This is a genomic window from Bacillus siamensis, from assembly GCF_051628075.1.
In the GTDB taxonomy this organism is placed as follows: domain Bacteria; phylum Bacillota; class Bacilli; order Bacillales; family Bacillaceae; genus Bacillus; species Bacillus siamensis.
In genome coordinates, this window is record NZ_CP155579.1 from 2937787 (window position 1) to 2958669 (window position 20883).

Consider the following 20883-nt stretch of genomic DNA (forward strand, 5'->3'; position numbering starts at 1 on the left):
CAGGGATCAAAACACCTTTAAGCAGCCAGCTGTCGGTATGTGACCGGCGGCTGGTTGTTTAGTTTCGTTTGAATACGAATGTTGTTATAATAGTGTATATAGGTTTCGACAGTTTGTTCTACGATGGTCGTCGTAGTGCTTTCCAACCTGTCGAGGTAGAACGTTTCAGACTTTAGTGAGGAATGAAACGATTCGATGGAGGCATTATCAGCGGGCGTCCCTTTGCGGGACATGCTCATGGTAATGCCTTTTGTTTTAACAGCTTTCTGATACTCATAAGATGTATAAACAGAACCTTGGTCACTATGTAACACGCAGTTCTCTGGCAGTGCAGGCAGCTGATCAAGTGTGTGTAAGACAAAGTCTGTGTCCTGTCTATCGCCAATCGTAAAAGCAATCACTTCTCCATTGTATAAATCCAATATACTGGAAAGATACAATTGTTTCTGCCCATAAGGCAAATATGTGATATCCGTTACTAGCTTTTCCAGAGGGCGATCAGACTGAAAGTTTCGATCCAATATATTCTCGGCCACGGCATATGGCTGCCCATTCTTCTTGCGCTTTTTCACCTTAACCCGGCATTGCCACTGATTCTTCTGCATAATGCGCTGAACTGTTTTATGATTCATACGCATTTCCTTTTTTAATATGGCTGTGATTTTCCGATAGCCATATCGATACTTGTGTTCTCGGCACAACGTGCCGATTTGTTTTTCTAAATGGTATTTAGGGTTATCTTTCATCAGATTCTTCTTCCAACGATAATAAGATGCTCGTGAGATACCTAAATGAATACAGATATCCTTTATGGTCATTGTGCCGCGCAATGCTTCTACAAGCTCGACTGGCGTTTCGCTATCAGCTTCCTTTCCAATTCGTTGTACTTTTTTAACACTTCATTCTGTTGTCTCAGATAACAATTTTCTGCCTGCAGTTTCTCTAATTCGGAAGAATACTCTGGACCTTTCCCATAAGAATATTGCTTTCCGACAGGTTGTTCGAATCGATGTGTATCCCCAGCTTTATACCACCTGACCCATGTCTGCACCTGCGTCTTATTCTTTATATTCAATTCCTGCATGATCTCCTTCACAGGCACGCCCGCCAATCTCATTTCTACAGCTTTCTGTTTGACTTCAACCGGATAACTCACTCTTGTCCTCATAGAAAAACACCTCCAAGTCTAATTTCGGATAACAACGATCCGTTTTCAAACTTGAAGGTGTTTTTTGTTTGTCTCATATTATGGGGTCAGTCCCCATACATATCCGGTGCTTTTTTTGATGCTTATTTTTTGATAAGGTCTTTGCGGTTGGACTGTTCGATCCACTCTTCAAGCTTATCTTTCAGTGTGTTGAAACCTTGCGGAGCAGATGCTTCTTCAGAAACTTGAGCCGCTTTCGGTTTTCTTGGCTTGCTTTCTTTTCTTTCAGGCGCTGCTTGAGTCGCACGGATAGAAAGGCTGATTTTGCCTTTTTCTTCGTCAACTGCAAGAACTTTTACTTGTACTTCGTCACCGATAGAAAGGTGCTCGTTAATGTCTTTTACGAAACCGTGAGTGACTTCAGAAATGTGAACAAGTCCTTGAGTTTCTTCATCTAATGCAACAAACGCACCATACGCTTGTAATCCTGTTACTTTACCAGTGTAAACACTGCCCACTTCAAATTTTGCTGCCATTCATAACAACTCCTAAGTTAAATTAAATACAGTTTATACGCAATTTAAAATTATATCATACAAGTTTGTTTTTCGCAAAGGGAACTTTTTTGTATGATAATGTTTAAGCACAGAAAAAGGTGGGTATACTATGATTACGAAGGCTTTCTAGTATTCCCCCCCTTTTATTTGGATGCGAACCGGGTTCGTATCTTTTTTTATGCCCTTTTTTCAACAAACCGTTTGATTCTGACGAGCGCTTCCTGAATCTGCTCAATAGATGTTGCATAGGAACATCTGATATACCCTTCGCCGCTCGGGCCGAATACATTCCCCGGAACGACGGCTACTTTTTCTTCAAGAAGCAGCTCTTCCGCGAATTCTTCTGAACTCATGCCTGTCGATTGAATGGAAGGAAAAGCGTAAAACGCTCCGCCGGGATGGTGGCAGCCGAGTCCGATTTCGTTCAATGTTTCCACAATCAGATTTCGGCGTCTCCGGTAGCTTTTTTTCATTCGTTCGACGTCTTCCTGACCGTTTTTCAAACCTTCAAGCGCTGCGTACTGCGCCATAGAAGGCGCGCACATCATTGCGTGCTGATGAATTTTGAGCATGGCATCCCTGATTACGGGAGGCGCCGCCGTAAATCCGAGTCTCCATCCCGTCATGGCAAATGCTTTGGAGAACCCTGAAATCAGAATCGTCCGCTCCTTCATGCCGCCGATGGCCCCCATGCTCGTGAATGGCTCATCATACGTCAGCTCGGCATAAATTTCATCGGCAAGCACGATCAAGTCATGTTTTTCAGCGAAGGCAGCGATCGATTCAAGTTCTTCTTTCGAATAGACGGAACCGGTCGGATTTGACGGCGAGCAAAGAAGCAGCGCTTTCGTTTTGTCCGTCACGGCCGCTTCAAAATCGGCCGGGGATGCTTTGAAACCTTTTGCAGCGACAGTCTGAATCGGCACCGGCTTCGCCCCCGTCAGCGTCACGAGTGATTCATATGCGACAAAACACGGTTCGGGAATTAACATTTCCTCTCCAGGATTCATAATGGCACGGACAGCGAGATCAAGCGCCTGGCTTGCCCCTACCGTAACAATCAGTTCACTGTCAGGCGAATAATTCAGGCCGAACCGCTGATCTAAATAGCGGCTGATCTCTTCTCTCAATTCATAAAGACCCGCATTTGCGGTATAAGCCGTGTAGCCCTGTTCTAAAGAAAGAATACTCGCTTCCCTCACATTCCAAGCCGTCACAAAGTCAGGCTCTCCCACTCCCAGTGAAATGACTCCTTCCATCGTAGCGGCCAGATCAAAGAATTTGCGGATGCCTGACGGTTTAATCTGCTGCACATAATCCGATAAATAAGAAGTCTTCGTTTCCATTTACGGAGACACCACGATTCTTTTGTCATCGTCTCCGCTTTCAAAGACTTTGCCGTCATGCTTATATTTTTTCAGGATGAAGTGCGTTGTCGTGGAAACGACAGACTCAAGGGTGGACAGTTTTTCAGAAACGAAGCTCGCCACGTCTGACATCGTATTGCCGCGGATGACGACAGATAAGTCATACACCCCTGACATCAGGTACACTGATTCAACTTCCTGGAATCTGTATATCCGTTCAGCGACTTCATCAAAGCCGACATTTCGTTTCGGAGTGACTTTTACGTCAATCATCGCCGTGACGCCTTCCAGCCCGTCGACTTTGCGCCAGTCGATCATCGCCGCATAATCAATGATGACTTTTTCCTTTTCAAGCTTTTCAATGATGCTTTTGACTTCATCGGCGGGAATGTTCGCCATTTTCGCGATCGTTTCCGCATCAACGCGGCTGTTTTCGTCTAAAATTTCTAATATTTCTGTTTCTTTTTCGGTCAGCTTCATACGTTTCACACCTTTGCATTATCAAAAATCTTCATGACATTATATCACGATTTTCGACAAATGCTAAGAAAAACCCGCAAGAAACCAAAGCTAAAATCTGACAATTAAAAAAGCCATTACACTACAACACAGAAAGGACGGAAAAGACGCTCATGGATGCTGTTTCACCGATTAAACGGGCCGCGATACACGGAGTTGAGCTGTATTACGAGCATTATGAGAACCCCGGCAGACAGACGCTCGTCTGCGTACACGGTTTTTTATCTTCGGCATTCAGCTTCAGAAAACTGATTCCGCTGCTCAGAAACCATTATGATATTATCGCCGTTGACCTGCCTCCTTTCGGACAATCGGAAAAGTCACGGACGTTCGTATACACTTATGCAAACCTCGCCAAGCTTCTGATCGGACTTCTGGAAAAGCTCAATATCAGCCGTGCCGCGCTCGTCGGCCATTCGATGGGCGGCCAGATTTCCTTATCCGCGTCTCTGCTTAAACCCGAGCTATTTACTAAAATCGTCCTGCTGTGCAGCTCGGGGTATTTAAAACGCTCGCATCCGTCGATTATAGTCGGAACGCATATCCCTTGTTTTGACCTGTATCTTAAGTATTGGCTTTCAAAAGACGGCGTACTGAAAAACCTGTTAAATGTCGTGCACGACCGGACGCTTATCGACCAGGAAATGATTGACGGTTATGAAAAACCATTTACAGACCGCCAGATTTTCAAAGCGATGACAAGGTTCATCAGACACAGGGAGGGCGATTTGGACTCCGAGGATTTGAAGAAAATACAAAACCCCGCTCTTTTAATATGGGGGGAGGAAGACCGGGTCGTGCCGGTTTCAGTCGGAAAACGGCTTCATCACGACCTGCCGGATTCTATTTTATATTCGCTTAAAGATACGGGGCACCTCGTCCCCGAAGAGCGTCCTGAGTTTGTTTCAGAGCGGATTTTTGAATTTGTCCAATAAAAAAACCGGCGTTTCCGCCGGTTTTAAGGGGTGCAGGAGCTGCTTTCTTTTATGAGCAGAAGCTGCCCGGCGGCCTTTTGGCAGTCTTCGATCGGAAGCTTTTGTTCAAATGAAACTTCAAAGATGTCCTGTATGGCTTCTGCCAGCTTGCCGGCGCGGTCTTCACGATATACGGCCTGAACGATATCGACGGCTTCTGTCTCATAAAATTCTTCTCCATATTTAAACGGGTCCCACTTGGCAATGATTTTCATCATTTCCATGACCGCTTGGCTTTCTTCCATTTTCATCACCGCTTATAATAAAGTTTGCAAATCTATTTTATCATAGATACGATGTGAAAAATAATGATACAACAGGAGTGACATACATGAACTTTGACCTTCGAGAAAACCGCTTTGGCACTCAATCGGTGAAATGGGACAAGGCGGAAGCGTTATTCGGCGTATCGGACGCACTTCCGATGTGGGTGGCCGATATGGATTTCCGCGCTCCCGAAGCAGTCACAGACGCATTAAAAGCCCGTCTTGACCATGGCATATTCGGTTATACGTCTCCTGATGAGAACACAAAAAAAGCCGTCGCTTCATGGCTTGATACACGGCACGGCTACCGGCCCGATCCCGAAGGCATCACGTTCAGCCCCGGAGTTGTGACGGCGCTCAGCATGGCCGTTCAGGCCTTTACCGAGCCGGGAGATCAGGTGTTGATCCAGCCACCGGTATATACGCCTTTTTATCAGATGATCAAAGAAAACAAACGGCAGGTTTTACATAATCCTTTACGGGAAGAAAACGGAATTTACCGCATGGATTTTGAGGACCTTGAGAAAAAGCTGAGCGATTCCGGGGTTAAGCTGATGATTCTCTGTAATCCGCACAATCCGTCCGGCAGAGCGTGGAGCCGGGATGAGCTTTTGAAGCTCGGATCGCTGTGCGCCGCCCATAACGTCACCGTCGTTTCTGACGAGATTCACTCCGACTTGATGCTGTACGGAAAACCGCATACGCCTTTTGCTTCTCTGTCTGAGGATTTTGCGCGGATTTCCGTTACTTGTGTCGCGCCGAGCAAGACGTTTAATATTGCCGGCATTCAGGCATCGGCCATTATCATTCCCGATCGGTATAAGCGGGCGAAATTCTCTGCGGCATTGCATCGGAACGGGATCTCCAGCCTCAACACATTTGCGGTTGCAGCAATCGAAGCGGCTTATACAAAGGGAGGCCCTTGGCTTGACGCGCTGATTCCTTACATTGAGGGGAATATGAAATTAGCTGAGGACTTTTTTAAAAAAGAATTGCCGAAAGTCCGCATGATGAAGCCTGATGCTTCCTATTTGATCTGGATGGATTTCAGCGAATACGGATTTTCAGACGCCGAGCTCAAAGAAAGAATGCTCAAAAAAGGGAAAATCATTTTAGAGCCGGGAACGAAATACGGACCTGGCGGCGAAGGATTTATGAGACTCAATGTCGGCTGTTCAGCCGCAGCTGTAAAAGAAGGGCTTGAGAGAATCAAAGCAGCGCTTGCTTCATAATGTAAAGAACGCCTTTATCAGAAGAGATAAGGGCGTTCTCTTTAGAGAAATATATACTTTTTTTGCCGGTAAAGATGTTATAATAGGTTCATATTTACATAAGAAAGGATTTCGCATAAATGGAGATTGTAAAGGATTATCTGCTTCACTTCTCTTTTCTTTTATTTCCTATTTTTCTCTATCAAGTCTTCTGGCTCAGCAAGTCCGATTTGCTTGTGCCGAGAGCGAACCGCCTGCTGGTCGCCGTATTTGCAGCGGCATCTTCATTATTATGTACGGCTTTTCCCATCCAGGAGCTTCATTCCGTCCGTTACGGATTGCAGCTGATTCCCATTATCGTCTGCCTGCTTTATTCCGGAACTGCCGCAGGACTTGCCGCTGGAGCAGCGTCTGTTTTGTTCCAGCTCATATGGTTTGAACCTTCCGCTCTTTTTTTCTTATCCTTAATTCCTTTTTTAATCATCATCTCTATCCAGCTCCAAACGAAATGGCCCTTTTTTTCAAAGCGGAAGAAACTGATTTTCGCTCTTCTCATCGGCTGTACTGAAGCCGCCTTATTAACCGCATCTGTCTTCATCTATTCCGTGACCAATATTTTCAACTTTCAAAATCTATCTTCCGTTTATTATGAGGCGGGAGTATCCGTTTTTTTTCAGGTCAGCGCTCTTTTGCTGTGCATTTATTTGATTGAAATCATTGATGAGAATGCGTCCATGCGGGCAAGGCTGATTCATTCAGAGAAAATGGCTGTCGTCAGCGAGCTTGCGGCAAGCGTCGCACACGAAGTCCGCAATCCGCTCACGGTCGTCAGAGGTTTCGTGCAGCTGCTGTTCAGCGGCGATCAGCTTCAGGATAAATCACACGCCGGGTATCAGAAGCTTGTGCTGTCCGAACTTGACCGGGCTCAGACGATCATAACGAATTATCTCGATATGGCGAAGCAGGATGATTACGAAAAGGAAAGGTTTGATATTTCTCTGCTTGTGAAGGAAACAGGTTCCTTAATGGAGTCATATGCCAATTTTAAATCGGTGACCGTTACTGTTCGAAGCGAGCCGGATTTATATGTGTTCGGGGATGTAAAAAAACTGAAACAAGCCTTCATTAATCTGATTAAAAACAGTATTGAAGCCGTGCCTTCTGAAAACGGCCGAATCGAGGTCTCCGTCCAAAAACAGGAACAGATGATTCTCATTCAGATTACGGATAATGGGATCGGCATGTCCGACGAAGAACTTCAAAAACTCGGCAAGCCGTATTATACGCTGAAGACTAACGGCACCGGACTTGGGCTTACTGTGACATTCTCCATTATTCAGCATCATGAAGGCTCCGTCTATTTCACCAGCGGAGAGCACTCGGGCACCACGGCCTCTGTCAGGCTTCCGGCAGCTGTTCTCTAGCCAATCGCGTTGATCTTATATAGAATAAACAGAGAGGTGAACGCAATGAATTCATTTGAAATCGGCACAATCGTAAAAGGGTTTTATAAAACAGGAGTATACATAGGGGAAGTGACAGACGTCAGACCCAATCACTATTTAGTAAAAATTAAAGCCGTTCTGACGCATCCCGCTCAAGGAGATCTTCATCATCCGAAGCAGGCGGATGTTCCGTTTTTTCATGAAAGAAGAGCGCTAGCATTCGGAGAACAGACAAACATACCGCATCATATGGTCAAACCGTTTGAAGGCGAAGTTCCTGATTATACGGCTTCATTACAAGCGGCGGCTGCCCGGCTGAAAGATCAGCTCACAGCGGACGGCTCAGAATGGGCGGAACGTTCGCTCGCCAACTTGGACGCGTTAGAGCGCGACTATTTTAAAAGACGATGACCCAGTCGGCATGATTGGGTTTTTTTATGTGGCCCGGCGAAACAGTTCAGTCAGATCGACGCGATCGCCGATCGTCGGAGGTTTCGGTTTTTCAAGGTATTGTTTATCCCGTTCGACAAGCTTGAATAATTTATAAGTCGTCTGCGCATCATCAAGCGCTTTATGATGTGTGCCCGTCCCTTTATCGCCATACTCTTCAGCCGCTTTCCAAAGCCCGGTCAGTGTTCTGTCCCCGAAAAAGTTTTTATATTCAAGGGACAAATCCCGGAGTTCTCCTTTAAATGGAAAGGGGATGTGGTTAAACATGCAATTTTGCTTTAACACTTTCATATCCATATTGCCCCAGGTGACGATCGTGCAGTTTTTATCAGGGTCAAGCTCATTTAATTTGCAGATGAATTCATTAAACGTGATTCCGCCGTCCACGTCTTTTTGGGTGATGTTCAGAAAGGTTTTGCATCGTTTTGTCAGCTTCGGGAATTTTTTCGGTTTGATATAACTCGAAAACGTTTCAGTCACTTCATCATTCACTGTCTTGACAATCCCCGCTTCAATAATTTCGGGAAAGAAATTTTGCGGGCTGTATTTTCCGTCAGGCATCGTAAATTCAAAATCAATAATGAGCAGACTGCGCTGATCCACTTTTTTTACACCTGCCTTTCCTCCGATCAAAAATGATATTTTATGATAGTATATCAGTTTCCCCTCTGAAACTTTCTTCATTTTCTAAAAATAATGAATTTTCCTATATCCGCATCGAAAATACAAATACCGGATTCATTCCTATATACTTATAATTAGACACACGAAAAGTAAAGAAGGTGATGTTATTTCTGTCCGTAAGAAGAACTTCGTTGTTATTTGGATTACAAATTTCTTTATTTCCGCCAGCATGACCATGATTGTTCCGTTTCTTTCGTTATATATCGAAACGATCAGCCCCCATTCGGGCGGGTATGTGCAGAGATGGAGCGGTTATGTGTTCGGCGTCACGTTTTTAATGGCGTTTGTGATTTCCCCGTTTTGGGGAAGATTCGGCGATAAGCGAGGCTACAAAAAAATTCTCTTGATTACAGGAACCGGCATTGCCGTCAGCATTTTATTGATGGGGTTTGTGACATCGGTTTATCAGCTGTTTGTCCTCCGGCTGCTTATGGGCCTTGTTACGGGCTTTGTTCCGACATCACTGGCGATGATTTCGGCGCAGACGCCGAAAGAGACTGCCGGGAAAACACTCGGCACGCTGCAGATGGGTCAGGTGTCAGGCACTTTATTCGGACCGATGCTGGGCGGGCTGCTGGCTGACAGCTTCGGGTTTACGTACACGTTTTTTATTACGTCTTTTGTCATTTTCGCATCTGTGCTTCTCGTTTTATTTCAGGTTAATGAGCAGCCGCTCGGCGAGAAACAAAGCAAGCGGAAAACCTACTCCAGAAAACAGGTGCTCTCTTATATTTTTCACCAGCCCGCGCTTTGGGCGATGATGGTGCTTACTATGATCGTGCAGACCGGCAATTTCAGTATTCAGCCGCTGCTCGCTTTATATGTCAATGAGCTGCACGGGCCTGTTAATTTAGCTTTTTTCTCCGGAATGGCGTTTTCAGCGACCGGACTCGGAAGCTTGCTGCTTGCCCGGAAATGGGGAGACCTCGGCGACCGCTTCGGCCACAGCCGGATCTTAATCGTGCTTTTGATTGCCTCAGCGGTGTTTTTTATTCCGCAGGCGCTCGCCTCCTCCCTTTCCATCCTTTTAGTCTTCAGATTTCTGTTCGGAATGGTCATGGGCGGGACGCTGCCTTGTATTACGGCAGCGATCCGCGTCAGGGCGCCGGGCAGCATTCAGGGGGAGGTGCTCGGCTATAACGTCAGCTTTCGTTTTCTCGGAAACGTAATCGGCCCTCTGCTCGGCGGTGCGGTGTCGAGCGGTTTTTCCATTTCGGCCGCTTTCTACGTCACCGCTTTTCTCTTTTTGGCAGGCGCGGGGCTTTTATGGCTGGCCGGACATTTGCAAAAAGATACAGCGTCTGATGCGGGCTGACCGATCAGCAATTACGATTTCTTCTAAATTTAACCTTCTCGTATTCTTAAAAGAATGATACGATATGGCTAGAAATCAGGAGAAAAGAGAGTGACCATGGTACGTAAAATAATCGGATGGATTTTGCTGCTCGGCATTATCCCGTTGTTTGCATTTACAGTTATTGCTTCCGGCAAAGAGGTAAAACAAATCAAGCCTTTTGATCAGGTGCTCGATAAACATATTGATTTAAAAGCGATCAACCTGGTTCAAAACAGTTACATGTATGACAGGGACGGAAGCCTTGTTTCTGAGATTGTCAGCGATCATGAGAACCGCGTGATCGTGCCCTTTAATAAAATACCGAATGAGGTAAAACAGCTGTTTTTAACCTCTGAAGACCGTCATTTTTATGAGCATAAAGGGTTTGACTTTATGGGGATGGTCAGAGCGGCCGCCTCCAATTTCAAAGATCATAAAATTGACCAGGGCGCCAGCACCATTACCCAGCAGCTGGCGAGAAATGTGTATTTAAGCCATGAACGCACCTTCAGCCGAAAACTGACGGAGCTGGCCTATTCCTATCAGCTTGAGAAAAAATACAGCAAAGATGAGATTTTGGAAGGCTACTTAAATACGATTTATTTCAATAACGGTGTATACGGTGTCGGTTCGGCGGCACAATTTTATTTCAGCAAGCCGCTGAAATCTCTCACCTTGGGAGAAATGGCCTTTATCTGCGCCATCCCTAATAACCCTACATTATATGATCCTCTCAAGCATTTTGACTATACGAAAAAACGACAAGTCAGATTGCTTAACGGATTAAAAAAAGCGGGTGTCATATCCGGAAAACAGCTGAAAAAAGCTGAAAAGGAAAAGATCAAGCTTGATATAAACGAAAAAACAAACAAATATCCTGACTATGTTTCCTATGTAAATGATGAATTCACACAGCTTGTTTCATCATCTGAAGGCTATGACAAACGCCTTGAAAAAGCTTCCGGTAAGGCGAAACAAAAAATACAGAGTGAGCTTTCCGATAGAGTCGGCACATTGTTAAAAGACGGTGTGAAGATTTATACGGCGCTGAATCCGTATATGCAAAATCAGGTCGTCGCCCAAGTGAATCAAAATCTGCCGTATGCAGGCGTTCAGGGCGGAGCGGCCGTGATTAATCATCAGACGCATCAGATTATCGCGCTTTCAGGCGGGAAAGATTATCATAAATATGATTTCAACCGCGCCTATCAGGCATACAGACAGCCCGGTTCATCAATTAAGCCGCTGCTTGATTACGGGCCTTACATTGAAAAGACCGGCGCAACGCCGCACAGCAAGATTGACGCGAGTAAATTCTGCAGTTCGGATTACTGTCCGCAGAACTATAATAACCGCACGTACGGCACGGTTACGCTGGAAACAGCGTTTAAATACTCGTACAATACACCGGCCATCAGAATCATGGACCGCGTGGGCGTCAATAAGGCGTTCAGCTACCTTGAACCGTTTCATTTCGCGAAGCTGGTCAGCGCGGATTACCGTCTGCCTGCGGCGCTTGGCGGTTTTACAAACGGCATGACGCCGCTTGAAATGACCAATGCGTACACCACGTTCGGAAACAACGGCGTTTATACGCCGAGTCACGCGATTACGAAAGTGACTGATTTAAAAGGAAAAACGATATTAAAATGGAAAGATGAGCCGACGCAGGTATTCAGCGTACGGACCAACATGCAGATCAAAGAAATGATGAAAGCCGTCGTGAAAAGCGGAACAGGGAAAAAAGCGAACTTTAAAGCTCCGTACGTCGGCGGAAAATCAGGGACGTCAAATGACTATCACGATATGTGGTTTGTCGGCCTGACGGATGCTTATACGATGGGAGTATGGGTCGGCAAGGATACACCGTCAAGCGTCGAATATCTGCATGACGCAAGCCCTCAGCTTTCGATCTGGAAAAACACGCTGCAGGCAGCTTATTAAAGATAATGGAGGGGATCCGACTTGAAACCAGCTCAGCTTCCGGACCGCGTGCTTTTGTTTGACGGCGTCTGCAACTTATGCAGCGGCGCCGTTCAATTCATTATTAAACGCGATCCGGCCGGCCTGATCTCATTTGCATCATTGCAATCAGATACCGCCCGGGAGCTTTTGGCATCAGAAGGACTTCCGACAGAACAATTTGACAGCATGATTTTTATCGAAAACGGGCGGATCTACAAAAAATCCGCAGCCGTATTAAAGGCTGCCCGGCATCTCTCCGGGGCCTGGCGGCTGTCAGCGATTTTTTTCGCAGTGCCCCGCCCTCTCAGGGACAGAGCTTATTCTTTCATCGCCCGGCGCCGTTATAAATGGTTCGGAAAAAAGGAAGCATGCATGCTCCCCTCCCCTGAGATCAAAAACCGATTTCTATCCTAATAAAAATGGCTAGCTTACACAGGTAAGCTAGCCATTATGCTATTATAAAGCTTGATAAAGATGTACAAAATACCGATAACAAAAGTAAACCAAAACAGAATCTCAAGCAATATGAAACCGATCAGCGAAACGACCGAGAGCGTTGAATAGATTCTGTACACCATGAAGATCAAATAAACGAGCGTGACAACGGCAAAAAACGCCGCAATCCAGAAACCGTTCTGCACAAGCGCAAAGGAAAGAATCCCGCCGCCTACATAAATTAAAGAGCCTAATCTGATTTTTTTCAGGTTTTCCCCTTCAGGGTCATTTGTGAAAAACAATAGAGACAGCTCTGTCACTGTGTTTGCAATCAGCTTCAAAGCCGAAAAAAGCATAAAATACACAAGGGCGAACGCTGCAAAAAGCGCCAGTCTGATCCCTTTCTCAGAGAAATAATCCAGCATTCCCTGATACATGCCGAGCGTCTGAAGCATTTTCATGACATAAAGCGAGGTAGAAATGGATAATGACGAACTAAAAAGCAGAATCGCAACGAGCGGAAAATAACCCGTCCAATAAGTATTTTTCATATAAAAAGTCCCTTTCTGTAATCTACTTCACTTATTATGGAGGACTTAAAACACATTGACAAGATAAAAAATTCCATTTTTCCTCACTTTTACGAAATAAGAGCCCGATCTTCACAAACCGGCTTTTTCGGAGTAAAGTAGAACGCGGGAATGATAAACGTAAGGAAGGCTGTCATGAAAAAAACTTTAAAATTGCAAACCCGATTAACGATATTCGTCTGTATTGTCGTTCTTATCGCACTTTGTATCACCTTTTTCACCATCAGCGTCCAGACCGCAGACCGCGTGAAAGAAGAAGAACGGACAACCGCCCTGCGCACCGCAAAGCTGGTCGCGGAAACACCGAGTGTCGCGCAGGCACTGCAAACAAGAAAAGGGCTGAAAGAGCTCCGGCACTATACACTGGATGTCCAGCATACGACAGGAACCGAATTTGTCGTGGTGATGGATATGAACAGCATCCGTCTCACCCATCCCGACGCAAATAAAATCGGTAAGAAATTCACCGGCGGAGACGAGCAGCCGGCGATGCACGGCCATATCAAAACAAGCACATCAGCGGGAACGCTCGGGAAATCCATGAGAGCCTTCGTTCCGATCTACGGAAAAGATAAAAAACAAGTGGGCGTCGTTTCGGTCGGAATTTCGCTTAACAAAATACAGGATGTCGTCAGCCACAGTTTGAGACCGCTTTATTTCATTATCTGCGTAAGTATTTTTGTCGGTGTCATAGGAGCCGTTATTGTCGCCCGCACCGTTAAAAACATTATGTACGGTCTTGAGCCTTATGAAATTGCCACTTTGCTGGAGGAGCGGAGCGCCATGCTCGAATCCACGAAAGAAGGCATCCTCGCGGTTGACGCGCGGGGAAAAATTAAGCTTGCCAATGCCGAAGCGAAACGCCTCTTTATTAAAATGGGTATTCCGACTAATCCGGTCGATCAAGATGTGAACGATATTCTTCCGAAAAGCCGGCTGAAGCAGGTGATTGAAACGAAAAAGCCGCTTCAGGACAGGGATATCCGCATTAACGGACTTGAGCTTGTTTTTAATGAGGTTCCGATTCATCTGAAGGGACAAACTGTCGGAGCGATCGCCACTTTCAGGGACAAAACGGAGGTCAAACATTTAGCAGAACAGCTGTCCGGTGTTAAAATGTATGCAAACGCATTAAGAGCACAGTCCCATGAATTCATGAATAAGCTTCATGTCATTTTAGGACTTGTCCAGTTAAAAGAATATGATGATCTCGGCACTTATATTAAGGATATCGCCATTCAGCAGAAGACGGAAACAAGCGAGATTATCAGCGACGTCAAAAGTCCGGTTCTTGCAGGGTTTCTACTGGGAAAACAAAGCTATATACGCGAACAGGGCGCTGACCTGGACATTCAGCTCGGCAGCATGATTCCGAATGCGGCGGATCCCGCCGTCATCCATGAGCTCATTACGATTATCGGAAATCTGCTGAACAATGCGCTTGACGCTGTGGCGCAGATGCCGAAAAAAAACATTACGTGTTCGATGCGGTTTCAGGACCGACTGCTTGATATAGAAATTACGGACACCGGGGCCGGGATGTCCGCCGAAGACCAAACCCGTATTTTTGAACAAGGCTATTCCACGAAAGGGACAAACCGGGGATTCGGTCTCTATTTTACCCAGCAGGCAACAGAAAATTTAAAAGGCCACATGATTGTGACAAGTGAAAAGAATGAAGGAACGACTTTCAGTCTTCGCATTCCGTATGAACCGAAGGAGGAAAATGATGATTAATGTACTCATAGTTGAAGACGACCCCATGGTGGGTGAATTAAATAAACGCTATCTCAGCCAGATTGAAGGCTTTCAGCTGAAAGGGATCGCTTCATCCTTTCAAAGCGCGCTGCACGTGTTAGGCGAGCATCATATCGACCTCATCCTCCTTGACATTTATATGCCGGGAAAAAACGGTCTTGAGCTTTTAACGGAAATCCGCAAACAAAATGAATCGGTCGATGTCATCGTCATTTCAGCCGCAAGCGAGCTGGATGTCATCAAAAAAACACTTCGGTACGGCGCCGTCGATTATTTAATCAAACCATTTGAGTTTGACCGCTTTCAAACCGCCCTTTCCGACTACAGACGCAAGCAGAAGGTTTATCAATCACACAGAAGCATGACACAGAAAGAATTAGATGCGGAGCTTTTTCAAAAGAAAGTAGCGGCGGAAAAGGTTCACCTTCCGAAAGGACTGACAAAAAGCACGCTTAAACTCATCTGGGCGAGCATCGAATCTTTCGGCGACAGCTCTTTTACTACGGAAGACCTCGCCAAGCATACTGAAATCTCGCAAGTCTCCATCCGGAAATACCTTAAATTTCTTGAAGACATTCAAGTGCTGAACGTAGAGATGGCGTACGGCACGATCGGCAGACCCGTCTTTCAATACCATATCAACACCGGCAATGTCAGCACCATAAAACAATATTTATAATGTCAAAAAGCGCCGTTCCGCCGTGAACGGTGCTTTTTACTGTCATATCCCCTGACAAAAGGCTTGAGATTCCGTTTTGATATGCTATATAAGAATAATGACCCGACGGAGCCGCCGACGATTTATCCAAATGAGGAAGTAGATTCATAATATTGATATTTTTTTAAAAATAAGCAAATTTCTATTTATTTATGCCGGGTAAAATGATAAATTATGATTGGTTAGCTGATCTTTTCAGATATGACATAAGTCCCGGACTAATACGAGACAGCCGCTCGAAGCGGGAAAAAGAGAGACGTCTCATCACTATTATCAGAAAGTTTTTTCGATTCTGTATTCTTCCGGCGGTTCAAGTCTGAAAAAACGGCATCATCCATATTTTACAGGGGGGTTATATCTTTGAAAAAACGCAAAATCGGAATGGCGGTTGCGCTCATTGCAGCAGCCGGAACGCTATTAAGCGCATGCGGTTCGAGTGACAAAGCAAACGGCTCCGGCAGCAAAAACTTTACCGTCGGCATGGTCACGGATATCGGCGGAGTCGATGACAAATCATTTAACCAGTCCGCCTGGGAAGGCATTCAGGCATTCGGAAAAGACAAGGGGCTTACAAAAGGCAAAAGCGGGTTTGACTATCTCCAATCAAAATCAGATGCAGATTACACAACGAACTTAAATAAATTAGCACGGGAACACTTTGACCTGATTTACGGCGTCGGGTACCTGATGCAGGATTCCATCAGCGAAATCGCCGATCAGCGCAAAGACACAAATTTTGCGATTATTGACGCCGTTGTCAAAAAAGACAACGTGGCAAGCCTTACATTTAAAGAGCAGGAAGGTTCATTCCTCGCGGGAGTAGCGGCTGCGTTATCGAGCAAAACGGGAAAAGTCGGATTTGTGGGCGGAATGGAGTCTGAATTGATCAAAAAATTCGAAATCGGCTTCCGCGCCGGTGTACAAGCCGCAAATCCGAAAGCGGCCGTCGAAGTGAAATATGCGGGCGGATTCGACAAAGCCGATGTCGGCAAAGCGACGGCTGAAAGCATGTACAAATCAGGCGTTGACGTCATTTATCACGCGGCTGGCGCAACGGGTACGGGCGTCTTCACGGAAGCCAAAAACCTTAAAAAAGAAGATCCGAAACGCAACGTATGGGTCATCGGCGTTGATAAAGACCAGTATGCGGAAGGTCAAGTTGAAGGCACAAAAGACAATGTCACGCTAACATCAATGGTCAAAAAAGTGGATACAGCCGTGAAGGACTTAACGAAAAAAGCAAGTGACGGCAAATTCCCGGGCGGCAAAACATTAACTTACGGATTGGCACAGGATGCAGTCGGCATCTCGGATCACAAGGAAAACCTTTCTGACGATGTCATCAAAGCAACAGACGATTGGAAGAAGAAAATCGCGGACGGACTCGAGATCCCTTCAACTGAAAAAGAATTGAAATCCTTCAAGGCTGAGTAAGAATCAGGGGATAAGGAGACTTTCATGCTTATCCCCTCTCTTTTTTGGAAAGAGCGGTGAAGGAAGAGCTGCATCTCTTGCAGCTTTTCTTTTGCCAAGCTTTTTCATCAAAGCATCTCTGAAAAGGAGCGTCAAATCGGTGGATTATATCATTGAAATGCTTAATATACGCAAAGAGTTTCCCGGAATCGTTGCCAATGATGACGTCACGCTTCAAGTGAAAAAAGGTGAAATACACGCCCTGCTCGGGGAAAACGGCGCGGGGAAGTCGACACTCATGAACGTTTTATTTGGCCTGTATCAGCCGGAAAAAGGCGAAATCCGGGTGCGGGGTGAACGTGTTCACATCAACAGCCCGAACATAGCCAACGATCTCGGCATCGGAATGGTGCACCAGCATTTTATGCTTGTGGATACCTTTACCGTCTCAGAAAATATTATTCTCGGAAAAGAGCCGAAAACATTAGGACGGATTGACAGACAGCGCGCCGCCCGGGACGTGCGCGATATTTCCGACCGTTACGGCCTGAAGATTGATCCTGAAGCTAAAGTTGCCGATATTTCTGTCGGTATGCAGCAGCGGGCGGAAATATTAAAGACCCTCTACCGGGGCGCGGACATTCTCATTTTTGACGAGCCGACCGCGGTGCTGACCCCGCACGAAATTCAAGAACTGATTCAGATTATGAAAAACCTGGTCAATGAAGGAAAATCCATTATCCTCATCACCCACAAATTAAAAGAAATCATGGAAGTCTGCGACCGTGTCACCATCATCCGGAAAGGAAAAGGCATTACAACACTCGATGTAGCACATACGGATCAGGATGAACTGGCAAGCCTTATGGTCGGACGCGCAGTTTCATTCAAGACGGATAAACAGCCGGCTGAACCGAAACAGGAAGTGCTTTCGCTTTCTGATGTAACGGTGAAAGACGCGCGCGGCGTTGAGGCGGTCAAACAGCTCTCCCTCTCTGTCAGAGCCGGTGAAATCGTCGGCATTGCGGGCGTTGACGGCAACGGCCAATCTGAATTAATCGAAGCCATTACAGGTCTCAGAAAAACACATGCCGGCACGATCACGTTAAACGGCAAACAGCTGCAAAACATGCCGCCGCGGAAAGTCACTGAAGCAGGAATCGGGCATATCCCCCAGGACAGGCATAAGCATGGACTCGTTCTGGATTTTCCGATCGGAGAAAATATCGTCCTGCAAAGTTATTATCAAAAGCCCTACTCTTCTTTCGGCATATTAAATAAACACGCGATTTATGACAAAGCGCGAAGCCTGATTGAAGAATACGACGTCAGAACGCCTGATGAATATACGCCCGCGCGCGCACTCTCGGGAGGAAATCAGCAAAAGGCCATTATCGGCCGGGAAGTGGACAGAAATCCCGATCTATTAATTGCCGCCCAGCCGACGCGGGGGCTCGATGTCGGCGCGATTGAATTCGTCCATAAAAAGCTCATTGAGCAGCGTGACGCCGGTAAAGCTGTGCTGCTGTTGTCTTTTGAGCTTGATGAAATCATGAATCTCAGCGATCGCATCGCCGTCATCTTTGAAGGCAGCATCATCGCAAACGTCAATCCGCCGGAAACAGACGAGCAGGAGCTTGGCCTTTTAATGGCGGGAAGTAAGCAAATGGAGGCAGGGAACATACATGATTAAGCGACTTTCTCATCTGGCTGTGCCGCTGATTGCCATCATTCTTGGTCTGGCTGCGGGTGCGGTCATCATGCTTGCCAGCGGCTACAATGTGGCAAGCGGGTATTCCGCTCTTTGGAACGGCATTTTCGGTGAAATGTATTATCTCGGGGAAACAATCCGGCAGATTACGCCTTATATTTTATCCGGATTGGCCGTGGCGTTCGCATTTCGGACCGGCCTGTTCAATATCGGTGTTGAAGGACAGCTCCTTGTCGGCTGGACGGCCGCGGTTTGGGTCGGGACTTCCTTTGACGCTCCCGCTTACATCCACCTCCCGCTTTCGTTATTGGCGGCTGCTGCCGCGGGAGGCATTTGGGGGCTGATTCCCGGATTTTTAAAAGCCCGTTTTTTTGTTCACGAAGTGATTGTCACGATCATGATGAATTATATCGCTCTTCATTTAACCAATTACCTCATATCCGATGTCATGACGGACCACAGGGACAAAACAGACAAAATTCATGAAAGCGCGTCGCTCCGCTCGCCGTTTTTAGAGCAGCTGACAGACTACTCCCGCCTTCATTTGGGGATACTGATCGCTCTGTTTGCAGCAGTCTTCATGTGGTTTATCATTTATAAAACAAAAAGCGGATTCGAATTTCGGGCTGTCGGCTTTAATCAGCACGCAGCACAATACGCCGGGATGAGCGTCAGAAAAAATATGATGTATGCCATGATGATTTCCGGCGCCTTCGCGGGGCTTGCCGGCGCGATGGAAGGACTCGGAACCTTTCAATACGCGGCGGTTAAAGGCGCATTTACCGGAGTCGGCTTCGACGGCATCGCGGTTGCGCTTCTAGGGGGCAGCACGGCAATCGGCGTGGTTCTTGCGGCCTGTCTTCTCGGCGGCCTTAAAGTCGGCGCCTTAAATATGCCGATTGAATCCGGTGTGCCTTCTGAAGTCGTTGACATCGTCATCGCCATTATTATTTTGTTTGTGGCATCAAGCTACGCCATCCGGCTCATCCTTGATAAATTGAAGAAAAAGGGGGCGAAGTAAGTGGACTTCCTCCAGATTTTATCCATTATTGTCCCGGCCACACTCGTTTATGCGGCTCCGCTTATTTTAACCGCTCTCGGCGGCGTGTTTTCTGAAAGATCGGGGGTTGTCAACATCGGTCTGGAAGGCCTGATGATTATCGGCGCCTTTACAAGCGTCATGTTCAACTTATTTTTCGGACGTGAGCTCGGCGCCGCTGCCCCGTGGCTCGCCCTGGCTGCGGCTATGATTGCCGGCGGGCTGTTCTCGCTGATTCACGCGGCTGCCGCGGTTTCTTTCCGCGCCGATCAGACGGTAACCGGGGTGGCGATCAATATGCTCGCGTTAGGAGCGACGCTGTTTATCGTTAAGCTGATATACGGCAAGGCGCAGACTGATAAAATCCCGGAGCCCTTTTACAAAACGAACATTCCGGGGTTAAGCGATATTCCGGTTTTAGGAAAGATCTTCTTTTCTGACGTATATTATACTTCGATTTTAGCCATCGTATTGGCCTTTGTTTCTTGGTTTATTTTATTCAAAACACCGTTCGGCCTTCGCATCCGTTCTGTCGGGGAACACCCGATGGCGGCAGATACGATGGGAATCAACGTGTTCGCCATGCGCTATATCGGCGTCATGATCAGCGGGCTGTTCGGCGGGCTCGGCGGCGGTGTATATGCTTCTACAATCGCGCTTGATTTCACGCACTCCACCATTTCCGGACAAGGCTTTATCGCTCTTGCCGCGCTTGTTTTCGGCAAATGGCATCCGATCGGCGCGCTCGGGGCTGCGCTGTTCTTCGGATTTGCGCAGAGTTTGAGCATTATCGGCTCGCTTTTGCCCCTGTTCAAAGACATTCCGAATGTATACATGCTGATGGCTCCTTACATTCTGACCATTCTCGCGCTTGCCGGCTTCATCGGCCGCGCGGATGCGCCTAAAGCCAACGGCATCCCTTATATTAAAGGAAAACGCTGATCATCATACAAAAAGAGTTCCGCGCCCTGATGCCGGAACTCTTTTCATCTTTTGACGATTCTGATATATTCACGCGGCTGAAACGGCTTTTGCATTGATTCAGCCGCACTCAGCTTGTCGTGCGCGTATTCTGTCCCGAGAAAAAAACACTCCCATTCATCTGCCTCCATCTCCTGCCTCCCTTTGCAGAAATCGTCCGCTATGAATGTTCCTGCGATAATAGAACAAAATATTCCAATACAGGCTGCCGCCTTTCTTTTCATCTGACCAGCTCCTTTTGTAAAGCTTGATCTGAAAGCTAAATGTATATACAAAGATCCAGATATTTGATAAATTTATTTTAGGTTCAAAAGACC

The 20883-nt window shown here is 46.5% G+C and carries 21 protein-coding genes; 13 read left to right on the forward strand and 8 right to left on the reverse strand.

The features are described from left to right. Positions 1 to 17 precede the first annotated feature (17 nt). The 4 genes from ABDB98_RS14455 to ABDB98_RS14470 all read right to left on the reverse strand — a co-directional run bounded on the left by ABDB98_RS14455 (position 18) and on the right by ABDB98_RS14470 (position 3551). Positions 18 to 1168, reverse strand: a protein-coding gene (locus tag ABDB98_RS14455) for an IS3 family transposase (RefSeq protein ID WP_438420396.1) whose coding sequence is annotated in 2 segments (ribosomal slippage) — positions 18 to 895 and positions 895 to 1168 — 1152 coding nt in all. Because the reading frame shifts where the segments join, the coding sequence is not laid out codon by codon here. Between the two features lie 122 nt (positions 1169 to 1290). Further along, a complete protein-coding gene (gene yugI / locus ABDB98_RS14460) occupies positions 1291 to 1683 on the reverse strand; it encodes a S1 domain-containing post-transcriptional regulator GSP13 (RefSeq protein WP_013353366.1) in 393 nt (130 codons plus the stop codon). Between the two features lie 197 nt (positions 1684 to 1880). Continuing rightward, positions 1881 to 3050, reverse strand: a complete 1170-nt coding sequence (locus tag ABDB98_RS14465) for an aminotransferase (protein WP_438420483.1) — start codon at positions 3048 to 3050, stop codon at positions 1881 to 1883. Then, positions 3051 to 3551, reverse strand: a complete 501-nt coding sequence (locus ABDB98_RS14470; RefSeq protein ID WP_016938141.1) for an Lrp/AsnC family transcriptional regulator — start codon at positions 3549 to 3551, stop codon at positions 3051 to 3053. Positions 3552 to 3703: 152 nt separating this feature from the next. Here ABDB98_RS14470 and ABDB98_RS14475 point away from each other — a divergent pair, with 152 nt between their 5' ends. Beyond that, positions 3704 to 4525: an alpha/beta fold hydrolase gene (locus ABDB98_RS14475; RefSeq protein ID WP_438420484.1), complete on the forward strand. Its 822-nt coding sequence runs from the start codon at positions 3704 to 3706 to the stop codon at positions 4523 to 4525. Between the two features lie 23 nt (positions 4526 to 4548). Here ABDB98_RS14475 and ABDB98_RS14480 read toward each other — a convergent pair whose 3' ends face one another. Continuing rightward, positions 4549 to 4809, reverse strand: coding sequence for a DUF1871 family protein (locus ABDB98_RS14480; RefSeq protein WP_438420485.1), 261 nt, complete (start codon positions 4807 to 4809; stop codon positions 4549 to 4551). Positions 4810 to 4895: 86 nt separating this feature from the next. Here ABDB98_RS14480 and ABDB98_RS14485 point away from each other — a divergent pair, with 86 nt between their 5' ends. The 3 genes from ABDB98_RS14485 (at position 4896) to ABDB98_RS14495 (ending at position 7897) form a co-directional block, all read left to right on the forward strand. Beyond that, on the forward strand, positions 4896 to 6062 hold the full coding sequence (locus ABDB98_RS14485; protein WP_438420486.1) for a MalY/PatB family protein: 1167 nt from the start codon (positions 4896 to 4898) through the stop codon (positions 6060 to 6062). Between the two features lie 119 nt (positions 6063 to 6181). Beyond that, positions 6182 to 7465, forward strand: a complete 1284-nt coding sequence (locus tag ABDB98_RS14490; RefSeq protein WP_438420487.1) for an ATP-binding protein — start codon at positions 6182 to 6184, stop codon at positions 7463 to 7465. 45 nt (positions 7466 to 7510) lie between these two features. After that, positions 7511 to 7897: a kinase-associated lipoprotein B gene (locus ABDB98_RS14495; RefSeq protein ID WP_438420488.1), complete on the forward strand. Its 387-nt coding sequence runs from the start codon at positions 7511 to 7513 to the stop codon at positions 7895 to 7897. A gap of 24 nt (positions 7898 to 7921) precedes the next feature. On the opposite strand, the gene kapD is transcribed toward ABDB98_RS14495, so the two are convergent. Then, positions 7922 to 8539 (reverse strand): 3'-5' exonuclease KapD, encoded by a 618-nt coding sequence (gene kapD, locus ABDB98_RS14500; protein WP_438420490.1) that lies wholly within the window; start codon positions 8537 to 8539, stop codon positions 7922 to 7924. A 151-nt stretch (positions 8540 to 8690) separates the two neighbouring features. On the opposite strand from kapD, the gene ABDB98_RS14505 reads away from it, so the two are divergent. From ABDB98_RS14505 to ABDB98_RS14515, 3 genes are all read left to right on the forward strand, one after another. Next, positions 8691 to 9935: a multidrug efflux MFS transporter gene (locus ABDB98_RS14505; RefSeq protein WP_076982538.1), complete on the forward strand. Its 1245-nt coding sequence runs from the start codon at positions 8691 to 8693 to the stop codon at positions 9933 to 9935. 90 nt (positions 9936 to 10025) lie between these two features. Then, positions 10026 to 11900: a transglycosylase domain-containing protein gene (locus ABDB98_RS14510; protein WP_101605400.1), complete on the forward strand. Its 1875-nt coding sequence runs from the start codon at positions 10026 to 10028 to the stop codon at positions 11898 to 11900. A gap of 21 nt (positions 11901 to 11921) precedes the next feature. Next, positions 11922 to 12335, forward strand: coding sequence for a thiol-disulfide oxidoreductase DCC family protein (locus tag ABDB98_RS14515; RefSeq protein WP_438420491.1), 414 nt, complete (start codon positions 11922 to 11924; stop codon positions 12333 to 12335). A 14-nt stretch (positions 12336 to 12349) separates the two neighbouring features. Here the strand turns inward: ABDB98_RS14515 and ABDB98_RS14520 are convergent, their stop codons facing one another. Beyond that, the gene (locus ABDB98_RS14520; RefSeq protein WP_045925838.1) at positions 12350 to 12907 is read right to left on the reverse strand and encodes a YufK family protein; all 558 of its coding nucleotides are present in this window, start codon (positions 12905 to 12907) and stop codon (positions 12350 to 12352) included. 174 nt (positions 12908 to 13081) lie between these two features. Here ABDB98_RS14520 and malK point away from each other — a divergent pair, with 174 nt between their 5' ends. From malK to nupQ, 6 genes are all read left to right on the forward strand, one after another. Beyond that, entirely contained in the window at positions 13082 to 14683 is a 1602-nt protein-coding gene (gene malK / locus ABDB98_RS14525; RefSeq protein ID WP_047476995.1) for a malate sensor histidine kinase MalK, read from the forward strand. Then, positions 14676 to 15383: a response regulator gene (locus ABDB98_RS14530; RefSeq protein WP_060964433.1), complete on the forward strand. Its 708-nt coding sequence runs from the start codon at positions 14676 to 14678 to the stop codon at positions 15381 to 15383. The genes malK and ABDB98_RS14530 overlap by 8 nt, the downstream gene beginning before the upstream one ends. A 399-nt stretch (positions 15384 to 15782) precedes the next feature. Continuing rightward, complete coding sequence (locus ABDB98_RS14535; protein WP_016938129.1) at positions 15783 to 16856, forward strand: BMP family lipoprotein; 1074 nt, start codon at positions 15783 to 15785, stop codon at positions 16854 to 16856. A gap of 139 nt (positions 16857 to 16995) precedes the next feature. Then, positions 16996 to 18528, forward strand: a complete 1533-nt coding sequence (locus tag ABDB98_RS14540) for an ABC transporter ATP-binding protein (protein ID WP_438420492.1) — start codon at positions 16996 to 16998, stop codon at positions 18526 to 18528. Further along, a complete protein-coding gene (locus ABDB98_RS14545) occupies positions 18521 to 19567 on the forward strand; it encodes an ABC transporter permease (RefSeq protein WP_438420493.1) in 1047 nt (348 codons plus the stop codon). Before ABDB98_RS14540 ends, ABDB98_RS14545 begins: the two co-directional genes overlap by 8 nt. After that, complete coding sequence (gene nupQ, locus ABDB98_RS14550; protein ID WP_016938126.1) at positions 19568 to 20527, forward strand: guanosine ABC transporter permease NupQ; 960 nt, start codon at positions 19568 to 19570, stop codon at positions 20525 to 20527. A gap of 44 nt (positions 20528 to 20571) precedes the next feature. On the opposite strand, the gene ABDB98_RS14555 is transcribed toward nupQ, so the two are convergent. Beyond that, complete coding sequence (locus ABDB98_RS14555; RefSeq protein WP_438420494.1) at positions 20572 to 20790, reverse strand: hypothetical protein; 219 nt, start codon at positions 20788 to 20790, stop codon at positions 20572 to 20574. Positions 20791 to 20883: the final 93 nt, after the last annotated feature.

What these genes read in the sequence shown, in the direction of transcription:
- ABDB98_RS14480 (WP_438420485.1), bottom strand. Translation starts at nt 4,809, where the DNA reads ATGGAAGAAAGCCAAGCGGTCATGGAAATGATGAAAATCATTGCCAAG.
- malK (WP_047476995.1), top strand. Translation starts at nt 13,082, where the DNA reads ATGAAAAAAACTTTAAAATTGCAAACCCGATTAACGATATTCGTCTGT.
- ABDB98_RS14495 (WP_438420488.1), top strand. Translation starts at nt 7,511, where the DNA reads ATGAATTCATTTGAAATCGGCACAATCGTAAAAGGGTTTTATAAAACA.
- ABDB98_RS14485 (WP_438420486.1), top strand. Translation starts at nt 4,896, where the DNA reads ATGAACTTTGACCTTCGAGAAAACCGCTTTGGCACTCAATCGGTGAAA.
- ABDB98_RS14520 (WP_045925838.1), bottom strand. Translation starts at nt 12,907, where the DNA reads ATGAAAAATACTTATTGGACGGGTTATTTTCCGCTCGTTGCGATTCTG.
- ABDB98_RS14475 (WP_438420484.1), top strand. Translation starts at nt 3,704, where the DNA reads ATGGATGCTGTTTCACCGATTAAACGGGCCGCGATACACGGAGTTGAG.
- yugI (WP_013353366.1), bottom strand. Translation starts at nt 1,683, where the DNA reads ATGGCAGCAAAATTTGAAGTGGGCAGTGTTTACACTGGTAAAGTAACA.
- ABDB98_RS14555 (WP_438420494.1), bottom strand. Translation starts at nt 20,790, where the DNA reads ATGAAAAGAAAGGCGGCAGCCTGTATTGGAATATTTTGTTCTATTATC.
- ABDB98_RS14490 (WP_438420487.1), top strand. Translation starts at nt 6,182, where the DNA reads ATGGAGATTGTAAAGGATTATCTGCTTCACTTCTCTTTTCTTTTATTT.
- ABDB98_RS14530 (WP_060964433.1), top strand. Translation starts at nt 14,676, where the DNA reads ATGATTAATGTACTCATAGTTGAAGACGACCCCATGGTGGGTGAATTA.
- ABDB98_RS14470 (WP_016938141.1), bottom strand. Translation starts at nt 3,551, where the DNA reads ATGAAGCTGACCGAAAAAGAAACAGAAATATTAGAAATTTTAGACGAA.
- ABDB98_RS14465 (WP_438420483.1), bottom strand. Translation starts at nt 3,050, where the DNA reads ATGGAAACGAAGACTTCTTATTTATCGGATTATGTGCAGCAGATTAAA.
- ABDB98_RS14545 (WP_438420493.1), top strand. Translation starts at nt 18,521, where the DNA reads ATGATTAAGCGACTTTCTCATCTGGCTGTGCCGCTGATTGCCATCATT.